Raw genomic sequence first — 12244 nt, forward strand, 5'->3', positions numbered from 1 at the left:
ACACCCGACTCAGGAGCACATCTATGACCGAGACCGTCGAGTCCCGTCCGGCGTCCGCCCTCGTCGGCGCCGGTGACCAGCCGCAACTGTTCATCGGTGGACAGTGGGTCGATCCGCACTCGACCGAGACGCTGGAGGTGTTCTCGCCGGCCACCGGAGAGCGCGTCGGATCGGTTCCACTCGCCGACGCGACCGATGTCGACACCGCGGTCGCCCGGGCCCGCGCGGCCTTCGATTCCGGGGTGTGGAGCGCCACCCCACCGGCCGATCGCGCCGCGGTGCTCAACCGCGCAGCCGACCTGATCAACGAGCGAACCGCCGACATCACCAACCTGGTGTCCGCGGAGATGGGCGCGACCCCCACCGACGTCGCCACGCTGCAACAACTTCCGGCGACCGGCGTGCTCCAGGGCTACGCCGCCGCCGCGGCCGAGTTCCCGTGGGAGGAGAAGCGCACCGGCCTGTTCGGTGAGACCCTCGTGACCCGGGAGGCGGTCGGAGTCGTCGGCGCGATCATCGCGTGGAACGTCCCACTGTTCCTGCTGTGCAACAAGTTCGGACCGGCACTCGCCGCGGGCTGCTCGATCGTGCTGAAGCCGGCGCCGGAGACACCGCTCAACGCGAACCTCCTCGCGCAGATCTTCGTCGAAGCCGGTGTACCCGAAGGCGTGATCTCGGTGGTGCCGGGCGGGCCGGAGACCGGCAAGGCGCTCGTCGAGCATCCCGACGTCGACAAGATCACCTTCACCGGATCAACCGCGGCCGGTCGCGCCATCGCCGCCCGCTGTGGCGAGAACCTCAAGCGTTGCTCGCTGGAATTGGGCGGGAAGTCGGCGGCGATCGTGCTCGACGACGTCGACCTCGAGGCCAACATCCACATGCTGGTGTTCTCGGCCGGCCTCATCAACGCCGGCCAGGCCTGTGTGGCGCAGACCCGCGTGCTCGTCCCCCGCTCGCGTCACGACGAGATCGTCGCGGCGATGGTGGAGACCGCGAAGACCTTCACGCCCGGACTGCCGACGGCCGAAGGCACCATGCTCGGGCCGATCATCACCGAGAAACAACGCGACAAGGTGGAGGGCTACGTCGCCAAGGGCAAGGAAGAGGGTGCGACGGCCGTGCTCGAGGGCACTCGCCCCGATGGCCTCGACAACGGCTTCTACGTGACGCCGACGATCTTCACCGGCGTCACCAACGACATGACGATCGCCCGTGAGGAGATCTTCGGCCCGGTCATCAGCGTCATCGCCTACGACGACGTCGACGAAGCGGTCGCGATCGCCAACGACTCCGATTATGGTCTCGCGGGCTCGATCTGGACCGCCGACGTCGAGCGTGGTGTTTCGATCGCGAAGAAGGTCCGCACCGGCACACTCGGGATCAATTGGTACGCCATCGATCCCGCGTCACCGTTCGGCGGCTACAAGAACTCCGGCATCGGCCGCGAGAACGGCCGCGAGGGGCTCGAGTCCTACCTGGAACACAAGTCCATCCTCATGCCGATGGGGTACACCTCCGAAGCCTGATCTCTCACAGGGGATACCGGGGCCGGTGACCGCGAGGTCGCCGGCCCCGGTTCTGTGTTGCCCTTCGTGACCCCCTGCCCCCTGAGGAGCCCCGGAGCGCTAGCGGAGGGGCGTCACGAAGGGTCCAGCCACGAAGGGTCAGCCCGGTGGCGCCGACGGCGCAGGCGCCGGCAGCGGCACCGCACCCGGCGGCGGGGTGTCGGTCTGATCGATCCGGCTACGGAAGGAATCGTCGGTGATCACATCGATGGCCGTGACCATCCACCGACCATCCTGCTGCACCATGTCGAAGGTGAGGCGGCTCGGGTCCACCCGGACGAGTTCCTTGCCACCGCGGGTGACCGACTGATTCATGAAGATCAGCACCTGCGAGGTGTTCTCGGTGTTGGTCACCACCCCGGCATCCTGAATGGTCACTTCGGACACGACGAGCTGCTTGCGCACCTCGTCGACGAGGTTGCTGTCGTTGACGAGATCCTCGTAGGTCGGCTTCGCCGCGCCGGTGAGCACCTGCATCGACTGCGCCACATGGTCTTCGACGTTGTCGGGGGTGTACCCGAACATCGTCGTGGCATAGCCCTTGGCCGCCTGGAGCGACGAGTCGCGCGAGTTCTCGGTGAGCCGCAGCTCGTTGTACCGGTAGCCCAGAAAGCCTGCGACACAGACACATGCGATGGTCACGATGACGAGAGCGGCGGCCGCGAGGCGGCGTGTGGTGAACTCCATCAGGTCACCCACTCGAAGTTCGTCATCTTCAGGTCGTCGTTGATGCGGGTCACCTGGACGCGCCAGCGGAACGTCTGCACGATGGTCTGTTCTTCCGGGTTCTCGGGTTTCATCTGCCATCCGTACACCAGGATGACGGTGCCCTCGTCGGGCGTGGCGTGGGTGACCGCGTCGGAGATGACAGTCGACTTCGTGTCGAGATCCTGATCTCGGACGAGGCTCACCGCCTGCTGCATGGACTCCTGCATCTGTTGGTGCGCACGGCCACTCGTGCGGTCTTCGAGGGTCTTCATCGCCTCGTCGACGTTGTCGGCGTTCAGGGTCGTCAGGTTGACGACCATCTGGCGGGCGAACGTCGAGTACTCCTGCCGCAGATCCTGCTCATCGGTGATCCGGCCGACCCCGAGGGCGAACACCACGGCGGCGACGATGCTCGCCACCAGCACGACCGCGCACACGGCACTGCCGACGATCCATCCGCGGGAGCGCTTCGCGCCGCGGTACCGTACGCCACCGGGTGAGCCCGTCGCCTTGGTGTCGCGCGGCCGCTTCTGCCGACGGCGCCGCCGTTCGCGGTAGCCGAGGGTCTTCTCCGTGTCGGCGGGATCGGCTTCGATCTCGGCAACCCGGTCGTCCTCGCCGACAGAACCCGATTTCTCGTCGACGGAACCCTCCGGCGCTCCGACAGAACCGTCGGTTGCCGCGGTGGGCTCCTCCGACGCGCTGACGTCGGCAGCCGGATTCGCTGCCGCGGGAGTCTCGGTGGGCTGCGCGGCGTCGTCGGGACCGGGATCGGCCGACGGGGTCTCCGGCTGGGTCGCTGGGGTCTCTCGTGCAGCTGGGCGACGCGATCGACGCAGCGGTGCCCGCCGGACCGGTCCGTTCTGACCGGCCCGCGGGTTCAGCCCTGCACGGTCTCGGTTATCAGGCTCTGCCATGTGGTGTCGTGTCCTTGCGAATCCTGTCCGGTACCGGCGTTGTACGTCTTCCCGTCCGGTCCGATGAAGTCTCCTGTCTTCGGATCGTACGTGGTGGCGTACACGGCGGGTCCGGGCTCGTGGTCGGTCGGGCTTCCGGGCGTGGTGTGACCGGCCGGCAGCGGGAGGCCGAACAGTCCGTTGGGGAGCGCGTCGTTGGAGCCAGGGGTGGGTACATAGCCGTCGCGGCATTCTGCCGGCGTCGGGGCGCGGCGTCCCGGGAACTCGACGCAGGGATAGTTTCGCGCCCCACGCACAGCCACCTGAGCGTTCTGCGGGACGCGGCACAGCATGCCCGGCGGCAGTTCGCGGGCGTTCTGCGCCGACGGGAATCGCCAGTCCGAACGCGGAAGGTAGCCGACCGTACAGGGCGGCGGGTCCTGGAAGCCCAGCGAGAACTGGACGCTCGGCCCGTAGCGCGGGTCGCCGGCGTTGAGCGCGGTCAGCAGCGCGTCGATGAGTCGCGGGTAGATGACCAGGATCTGCTGAAGATTCGGCAGGTACACCGCGAGGGTCTTCGACGCGACCCCCAGATTGGAGATCAGCAGCGGCAGTGTCTGATCCATCGACGCGAACAGCTGCTCGGCCTGTGACGTCGTCGTCGGCCCCTCCTGCAGCAGATCGGTGATCTCCGGGTTGTTGGCCCGCAGCTGATCGGTGGCCGCGGTGACGTCGGCGGTCCATGCGCGGATGTCACCGGCCGTCGCCGACTGTGTGGCGAGCAGCGGACCCGCCTGCTTGACCAATTCGATGGTGACGTCGGAGTTCTTGTCGGCGTCGTCGACGAGCAGGACCATGGAGTCGAGCAATCGTCGCAGATCTTCGGCGGTGCCGTTGAAGGCCGTGAACGCCTCGTCCATCAGCGCTCGCAACTTGGTGTCGCCGACCTTGTCGAGCAGCGCGTTGGCCTGGTCGAGCACCGACGAGATCTCCACCGGCACATCGTCACTGGTGACGACGGAACCGTCGTGGAGGAAGCCGTCCTGACCATCCTCAGTCGGCGTGAACTCGACGTACTGTTCACCGACCGCGGACACGCTGCGCACCGCCGCTGCCGACGACGCCGGGATCTTCGCGTCACTGTTGATCGACAATCCGGCCTGCACACCGCCTTCGGTGAGGCGGACCGACTCGACCTTGCCGACGTTCACCCCGCGGTAGCTGACGTTTGCGTTCTGATACAGACCGCCGGTACTGGGCAGGTTCAGTTCCACCTGGTAGCGGCCGATCCCGGCCATCGACGGCAGCCGGACGTAGTAGATGGCCATCGCGACCATCGCCACCACGGTGACGATGGCGAAGATCGTCAACTGCATGCGAACGAATCCGGTGATCTTCATCAGTTGCCACCTCCCCCACGCGGAATCGGGGTGGCCGCCGGCGCGGGCACCGGTTCGTCGGAGTCGGGACGCCGCTCGCCACCGGGCGTCAGCGGCGACGTGAACGGGTCGAGCCCGCGCTTCGCCGCACCTGCGGGTGTCCCGGTGACCCCCTCCGGGCCGACGACGCCGACGGACCGGAGGATGGTGCTGCTCAAGCCCTCGAAGGTGAGGTCGAGCACCAGGTCGGAGTTGACGTAGTCACCCTTCACGATGGTCGGGATGGCCTCCTCCAGGAACGGGAAGGTGAGCAGGATCTTCAACGACCCGGGCAGCGCCGGACCGGCCGCGGCGAGCTCACCGAGCACCGGATCCAGGTTGGCGACGATCGTCTCGATGTCGTCGGTGTTGGCGTCGAGGACGTCGTTGGTGGTCTTCGACAGCCGACCGAGTGAGTCGAGTGCGGTGACGAATTGCTCGCGCTGGTCGTTGAGCAGCCCGAGGATCGTCGGCGCGTCGGCGAGGGCCCGTTCCACGGTCGGGGTCTGCTCGTTGATCGTGGTGGTGAGCCGGTCGAGTCCCTCCATCGCGCGGATGATGTTGCCGGTCTGGTTGTCGAGGTCGGCGATGAGCTTGTTGAGCCGCGGGATGAGTTCGTGGATCTCTTCCTGGCGGTCACCGAAGATGGCATCCATCTCGTGCACGATGTCGCCGAACTGCGACAGTCCTCCACCGTTGAGCACCACCGACAACGAACTCAGCACCTGTTCGGTCGTCGGGTACGAGCACCCGGCCACCTGCTGCGCCGACGTGATGTCGGGAACCGCCGGCGACATCGTGGGTTGGGCGATGTTCGTGGCCTCCGGGCAGGCCGGCAGCGGGATCTGGTCGCCGGCGGCCAGGTAGCCCTCGAACTCGGCGGGTTCGACGATCTGCAGGTGCGTGGACCCGAGCACGCTGGTCATCCCGACCATCACGTGCGACCCGTTGGGTATCCGCACGCCCTCCTCGAGCCGGATGTCGAGCTCGGCGTTCCAGTCCCGCACGTGGATCTGGCCGACGCTGCCGACCGTGACGTCGTCGATCATCACCGGCGCATTGGGTACGAGGCCCGCGGCGTTCGGGATGACGGCGCTGATCTGGTAGGCGCCGTTACCCGTCCCCTGCGCACCGGGTACCGGGAGGCTGTTGAGTCCGGAGAACCCGCAGGCCGACGCCGCCACGATCACCGTGGCGAACACGAAGAGCATCCGCACTTTGCGGATCATCGGCCGGATCATTCCTCGGCTCCCCACGGGACGAGGAGGTCGCCGAGCGCGCCGCCGCCGTTGTCGCGCCGCGTCTGGGCGTCCTGTTCGCGCAGACCTGCCTGAGCGCGCCGACGGACACTCGAGTCCTGATAGGTGATCTGGCCGGGGGCGGCGTTGATGCCGGTCACCGGGTTGGCCAGGAAGGGCGGGTACGCGACCGCGATGGACGACAGCATCGGCGCCAGCACGTCGACGCAGTGTTCGATGTCGGCCTGACTCGCCCCGGGCCGGTTGTTGGCGTCCATGGTGCCGCACAACAGCGTGATGAGGTTGTTGCCCATCCCGAGCCCGAACACCCCCGACAACGACCCCGTCAGCGGGTTGTAGATGTTGTAGAAGTTCGCGAGCTGGTTCGGTGCCGAGTGCAGCAGGCCACGCAACTGTTCGTCCTTGTCGGCGAGGATCGTGGTGGTGTCGGCGAGCTTCGCCACCGACGACGTCAGCGCGTCCCGGTTCTGTGCGATGAATCCCTGGATGTCGACCATGGCCGAGTCCAGGTTGGTCAATGCGCCGTCGAGCGCATCGGTGTTGTCGGCCAGGACGTCACCGACCGAGGCGATCCGGCCGTTGAACTGCACCAGCTGCTGATGACTGTCGGAGAGTGCATCGGTGAGCTTCTGCAGGCTGCGGATGGTGGCGAACAGGTCGCCGCGACCGGCGGCGAGGGTGTCCATGACATCCGACAGCTCGGTGATCGACTGGTTGATCGCCTCGCCGTTGCCGTCGAGGTTCTGCTGCGCAACGTCGATCGCTTCGGCCGCGGTTCCCGGCTCCGCGCCCTGAGGACCGACGGCCTCGGTGAGCATGCTGAGTTGCTTCTTCACGTCGTCCCACTCCATCGGGACCGCCGTGTGCTTCATCGGGATGGTGCCGCCGTCATCGAGCTGCGGGCCCTCGGCGTAGACGGGAGTCAGCTGGATGAATCGCCCGGACACCAGACTCTGCGCCACCACGACCGCCTTGGCGTCGAGCGGGATCGGGGTGTCGGCGTCGATCTGTAGGTCCACGCGGACATCGCCTTCGCGCGGGGTGATCGACGAGACGTTGCCGACGTCCACCCCGAGCACACGGACGGGATCGCCCTCGTACAGGCCGGTCGCCGACGGGAAGTAGGCCGTCACCGACTTCGTCGTCGCGCGGGTGAAGCCCAGGTATGCCGCCACCGCGACGAGGGCGATGAGCACGACGCCCGCGACGATCTGGATCACACGCTTTGTCATCGCGTCATCCTCCTGACTGCGGGGTCGTGGGCGGCGGGGGCGTCGGATAGGTCGCCGGCGGCGGTTTGGGCGACTCCGGTCGCGATCCGGCCGGGGGCGCCTCACTCCACGCCTGCGGAAGGAGGGGGAACCCGCTGTAGGAGAAGGCTTTCGCCGCCTCCGGATATTTCTGCTGCAGCACCTTCAGGAACGTGGCGGTGTAGTCGCCGAAGGTGGACACACCGACGAGCGAATCGAAGTTCGGGCCGTTGGCCACGGCCTCGCCGAGCGCGTTCGCGTACGGCCCGAGCCGGTCGATGGTCTCCCGCAGGCTCTGCTCGTTGTCGTTGAGGATGTCGAGCACGCCGTTGAGCTTGGTCAGCACCGGCGCGAGTTGTTCATTGTTGTCCGCGATGAAACCGCTGATCTGGGCGGACACGTCACGGGCGCCGGTGATCAGTTCGGCGATCGCGGCGCGACGCATCTGCAGTTCCCCCAGCAGCGAATTCGCGTCGACGAGTAGCCGATTGATCTGCTGGTTGCGTTCGCCGAGGATCTCGGTGACGCTGTTGGCCTTGGCGAGCAGTTCACGCAAGGTGTTGTCGCGGTCGGCGATCGCCGCCGACAGCCGACCGACGCCGTCGACCGCACCCTGCACCTCGTCCGGGGTGTCGGCGAACGCCGCGGACAGGGTGGTGAGTGCGTTGTTGAGTTCGTCGGTGTCGGTTTCCGACAACGTCGTCGTGGCGTCGTCGAGCGCGTCGGTGAGCGAGTAGGGCGCGATGGTGTTCTGGTTGGGGATGTCGCCGCCCGGTTCGATGCGGCCGGTGCCGTGCGGCAGGATCGTCAGATTCCTTCTGCCGAGGACGGTCTCGGTCTTGATCGCGGCCTGCGTCTCGGCGCCCATGATGATGGTGTCGTTCATCCGGAAGGTGACCGCGGCCTTGGTGCCGTCGTCGGTGGAGGCGAGGGCGATGTTCTGGACGGTGCCGACGTTGACGCCCGCGACCGTCACGATGTCCCCGGTGACCAGGCCGCCTGCGTCGTCGAAATAGGCCGTGTAGGAACTGATCGGCGACAAGTAGGGCAACCGATCCATCTGCAGCGCCACCACGATCACCAATGCGGTCACGACGACGCCGATGACCCCGATGCCGGCGCGGCTGCGTCCACCGCGCTTGGCCTCACGGGAGACGTCGGCCTCGGTCGACTCACTGCGCTGGCTGCTGAAGAGCCTGCCGAATGGTCCGGTCATTGCGACGCACACCTCCCGCCTGCCTTGGTCGTGTCACCTGTCACGTCGTTGGATGTGAAGAAGTACTGCTTTCCGCCGGGACCGGTGAGCAGCAGGCGGATTCGGCAGAAGTAGATCTGCAGCCAGGCGCCATAGCTACCGAGATTGGACAGCTTCTTGTAGTCGTTGGGCAACCGCGGGATCAGCGACCGCAGGTATGGTTCGGCGTTCAGCAACTCCTGGGCGGCCGTTCCCGTATTGGTCACCATCTGCTGCAGGTCCGGCCGGGTCGTCTGCAGCAGGTCGGCGAGCCCGTTGGTCACCTTCGACGTCTGCGTCAGCGAGTTGCCGATGACACCTCGCTGGGCGGCGAGACCCGACGCCAACTGCTGCAGTTGGTCGATGCTGCTGTCGAGACCGGCCCGGTCCCCGTCGAGTGTGCCCAGCGTGTCGTTGAGATTGTCCACGACCTCGCCGATCAGTTGATCCCGATCAGCCAATGCGCCGGTGAACGACGCAGTGTCGGAGAGCAACTCGTTGAGAGCCGGTCCCTGCCCCTGGAACACCGCGACGAGCGAGGTCGAGAGTTCGTTCACCTCATCGGGATTCAACGTCCGGAACAACGGCTTGAAGCCGCCGAGCAGTTTGTCGAGGTCCAGCGCCGGCTCGGTCTGGTCGATCGGGATCTCGTCCCCGGGCGAAAGTTGGTCCTCGGCATCCCCCGAGCCCTGCTGCAGTTCCAGGTACCGGTCGCCGGTGAGATTCTCGTAGCGGATCAGCGCGCGTACCGACGTCGGAAGCTGGTACTCGCGGTCCACCGAGAACTCGACCTCCGCTTCGTTGTCGCGGTTGAGCGAGATCCCGGACACCTGACCGACCTCGACACCGGCGATCTTCACCTTGCTGCCCGACTGCATCGCCGACGCGCTGGAGAACACCGCACGGTAATCGTCGGACTTGCCGGAGCGGTAGTTGCTGAACACGACCACGAGGCCGACGAAGACCAGCAGCATCACCACGGCGAACGCGCCGAGCTTGATGAGGGTCGCGCGGAACGCGCGTGCACGGTTATCCACGCTCCGGCTCCCCGAACAAGAGTTGGAACAGTTTCTGGCGGTTGGCTTTCGGCTGGGTGCGCGGCTGGTACGGCACGGGCGCGTTGTCGGTCACGTAGAAGTTCGAATGTTCCTTCGTGGTCGGGTCACTGAGCCCGCCGGCGCAGGTCGGCGGACCGGCGGCGTCGACGCGCGGGAGGTTCTCGGGATAGCGGTAGGGCTCCTTGCCCGGCAGCAGACCGGCGTAGAGCAACAGGTTGCCGTTGCGGCCGCCGAAGTACGGCTTGGCGAGATCCGCCGACACCGCCGACGTCGTCAGGAAGCACTTGATGCCGGGCGACTGGTAGCCGAGCAGTTGCGACACGGGATCGAGGTTGCTCAACGCGGAGATCAGTGTCTGCTTCGACGGCGCGAGTTCGCCGTTGATGGTGTTGGCCATCCCGGTCGCGTTGATGAGCAGCGCATCGAGGTTCGCCGAGTTGTCGACGAGGGTGTTGCCCAGGTAGGTCAGATTGTCGACCGATCGCATCAGGTCGGGCATCGCGTCGGCGTAGACGTTGGTCGACGTCGCGGTCTGTCGGATCAGCTCGTTCAGCTCGGGCAGATACTCATTGGTCTCGTCGAGCAGGTTCGACAGTTGCTCCAGGCCCGCGCCGATCCGCTCACCGTTGCCGGCCAGGGCGGTGTTCACCGCACCGACAACGGAATTGAGTTTCTCCGGCTGGATCTCTGCGAGCACGTAGACCAGCTGCTGGAAGACGGTGTTGAGTTCGACGACGACGTGGTCGGCGGTGATGGTCTGATCGGGCCGCAGCTGACCGCTCGGCCCGGTCTCCGGCACCACGAAGTTGACCGCCTTGGCGCCGAACACCGTGTTGGACTTGATGTCCGCGGTGACGTTGCCCGGAATCTGCGACATCTGGTCGGAGTCGATACTCAACGTGAGCACCGCCTGTCCGCCGCCCTCGTCGATCGACTCGACGCGACCCACGGGCACACCCCGGAGGCGCACCTTCGCGTCGGGGCTCATCACCAGACCGGCCCTCGGCGCCTCCAGGGTCACCGTCTCCGTCGATGCGAACCCACCGAGGAACTGACCCGAGGCCGCGGAGATGATGGCCACGAGCCCGCCCACCATGATGACCGCGGCGATCCGTCGGGTCGTCCTGCTGCGTTCCTGTCGTCGTGCCATGTCTGCGTCGGCCCTATCCCGCCAGGTTGAACTTGCCGTCGACGCCGTAGATGGCGAGCGAGGTCAGCAGGGTGATCACCACGACCACGACCAGCGACGCGCGCACGGCGTTGCCGACCGCCACACCGACGCCGACCGGTCCGCCGGATGCGTTGTAGCCGTAATAGGTGTGGATCAACATCACGGCCACCGCCATGCAGATCGCCTGCACGAACGACCACATGATGTCGGACGGGATGAGGAAGGTGTTGAAGTAGTGGTCGTACACGCCCGGCGACTGACCGTAGAGGATCACGGTGGCGAACCGGCTCGCCAGGAAGGAAGCGAGGGAGGCGAGGGAGTACAGCGGGATGATCGCGATGAGCCCGGCGACGATGCGCGTGCTGACGAGGTAGGGAATCGACGAGATCGCCATCGTCTCCAGCGCGTCGATCTCCTCGCTCACCCGCATCGCACCCAATTGGGCTGTGGCACCGGCACCGATCGTCGCGGCCAGCGCGATGCCGGCGATCACCGGGACCGCGATTCGCACGTTGATGAACGCGGAGAAGAAGCCGGTGAGCGCCTCGACGCCGATGTTGGCAAGCGAACTATAGCCCTGCACGGCGATCGTGCCGCCGGTGAACAGGGTCAGGAAGCCCACCACCACGACCGTGCCGCCGATCATCGCCAGAGCGCCGGTGCCCATGGAGATCTCGGCGATCAGCCGCAGCGTCTCCTTCTTGTAGTGCTTGAGTGCACGTGGGATCGCGATGATGCTGTCCCAGTAGAACAGCGCCTGGTCGCCGATCTGGTCCCAGTCCTCACCGGCCCGCTTGACGGCGACTCGAGCGGTGCGGAAGCGAGTCGTGAACGGAAGTACCATCGCTCAGCCCGCCGTCGCCTTGAGACCCACCGCGGTGACGACCACGTTGACCACGAACAGCGCCATGAACGAGTAGACGACCGTCTCGTTGACCGCGTCGCCGACGCCCTTCGCGCCGCCCTTCACGTTCAGTCCCTGGTAGCAGCCCACCATCCCGGCGAACAGACCGAACAGGGCGGCCTTGACCATCGAGATCATCAGCTCGCCGAATCCGGTGAGCAACGTGAGGTTGGCGATGAACGCGCCGGGGTTCACGTCCTGCAGGAAGACCGAGAACATGAAGCCGCCGCCGATACCGATCGTGCAGACGAGGCTGTTCAGCAGGATCGCGACCCCGGTCGAGGCGATGATGCGGGGCACCACCAGCCGGTGGATCGGGTTGATGCCGAGGACCTTCATCGCGTCGATCTCTTCGCGGATGGTTCGCGCTCCGAGGTCGGCGCAGATCGCGGTCGCGCCGGCGCCGGCGACGATCAGCACCGTGACGATCGGACCGATCTGGGTGATGGTGCCGAGTGCCGCACCGGCCCCGGACAGGTCCTGCGCACCGATCTCCCGAAGGAGGATGTTCAGGGTGAAGCTGACGAGAACCGTGAACGGGATCGCGACGAGGAGCGTGGGAACCATCGACACACGCGCGATCGCCCACGACTGCTCGACCGTCTCGCGCCACTGGAACGGACGATGGAACAGCTCACGGGAGGACTCCACCCCCAGCGCGACGAAGTCGCCGACGCCTGCCATGGGCGTCGCGAGCTTCTCGAACACCAACACTCCTAACCCCCCGGGAAGATCCCCGTCGTAGTGCTCGCCCCGTCGAACATCGCGAACCTATCACGCA

Annotated in this window: 11 protein-coding genes; 1 reads left to right on the top strand and 10 read right to left on the bottom strand. The window is 66.4% G+C overall.

All coding sequences use genetic code 11. From position 1 onward, the window contains the following. Positions 1-23: 23 nt before the first annotated feature. Positions 24-1526: an aldehyde dehydrogenase gene (locus VZC37_RS22740; RefSeq protein WP_330436087.1), complete on the top strand. Its 1503-nt coding sequence runs from the start codon at positions 24-26 to the stop codon at positions 1524-1526. A 138-nt stretch (positions 1527-1664) separates the two neighbouring features. Here the strand turns inward: VZC37_RS22740 and VZC37_RS22745 are convergent, their stop codons facing one another. The 10 genes from VZC37_RS22745 to VZC37_RS22790 are packed head-to-tail and all read right to left on the bottom strand — an operon-like array spanning position 1665 to position 12147. After that, positions 1665-2252 carry a hypothetical protein gene (locus VZC37_RS22745; RefSeq protein WP_330436089.1) on the bottom strand — a complete coding sequence of 196 codons (588 nt, stop codon included), beginning with the start codon at positions 2250-2252 and terminating at the stop codon, positions 1665-1667. Beyond that, positions 2252-3190, bottom strand: a complete 939-nt coding sequence (locus tag VZC37_RS22750) for a hypothetical protein (RefSeq protein ID WP_330436091.1) — start codon at positions 3188-3190, stop codon at positions 2252-2254. The genes VZC37_RS22745 and VZC37_RS22750 overlap by 1 nt, the downstream gene beginning before the upstream one ends. Next, entirely contained in the window at positions 3154-4569 is a 1416-nt protein-coding gene (locus VZC37_RS22755; protein ID WP_330436093.1) for an MlaD family protein, read from the bottom strand. Before VZC37_RS22755 ends, VZC37_RS22750 begins: the two co-directional genes overlap by 37 nt. Further along, entirely contained in the window at positions 4569-5816 is a 1248-nt protein-coding gene (locus tag VZC37_RS22760) for an MCE family protein (RefSeq protein WP_330436095.1), read from the bottom strand. The genes VZC37_RS22755 and VZC37_RS22760 overlap by 1 nt, the downstream gene beginning before the upstream one ends. An 8-nt stretch (positions 5817-5824) precedes the next feature. Beyond that, on the bottom strand, positions 5825-7078 hold the full coding sequence (locus VZC37_RS22765) for an MCE family protein (protein ID WP_330436097.1): 1254 nt from the start codon (positions 7076-7078) through the stop codon (positions 5825-5827). A gap of 4 nt (positions 7079-7082) precedes the next feature. Continuing rightward, entirely contained in the window at positions 7083-8312 is a 1230-nt protein-coding gene (locus VZC37_RS22770; RefSeq protein ID WP_330436099.1) for an MCE family protein, read from the bottom strand. Continuing rightward, positions 8309-9367 carry an MCE family protein gene (locus VZC37_RS22775; protein ID WP_330436100.1) on the bottom strand — a complete coding sequence of 353 codons (1059 nt, stop codon included), beginning with the start codon at positions 9365-9367 and terminating at the stop codon, positions 8309-8311. The genes VZC37_RS22770 and VZC37_RS22775 overlap by 4 nt, the downstream gene beginning before the upstream one ends. Then, the gene (locus tag VZC37_RS22780; RefSeq protein ID WP_330436101.1) at positions 9360-10538 is read right to left on the bottom strand and encodes an MCE family protein; all 1179 of its coding nucleotides are present in this window, start codon (positions 10536-10538) and stop codon (positions 9360-9362) included. Before VZC37_RS22780 ends, VZC37_RS22775 begins: the two co-directional genes overlap by 8 nt. Positions 10539-10551: 13 nt before the next feature. Next, on the bottom strand, positions 10552-11403 hold the full coding sequence (locus tag VZC37_RS22785) for an MlaE family ABC transporter permease (protein WP_330436103.1): 852 nt from the start codon (positions 11401-11403) through the stop codon (positions 10552-10554). 3 nt (positions 11404-11406) lie between these two features. Then, positions 11407-12147 carry an MlaE family ABC transporter permease gene (locus VZC37_RS22790; RefSeq protein ID WP_431309232.1) on the bottom strand — a complete coding sequence of 247 codons (741 nt, stop codon included), beginning with the start codon at positions 12145-12147 and terminating at the stop codon, positions 11407-11409. Between the last annotated feature and the right edge of the window lie 97 nt (positions 12148-12244).

This window comes from Gordonia sesuvii (genome assembly GCF_036350415.1).
In the GTDB taxonomy this organism is placed as follows: domain Bacteria; phylum Actinomycetota; class Actinomycetes; order Mycobacteriales; family Mycobacteriaceae; genus Gordonia; species Gordonia sesuvii.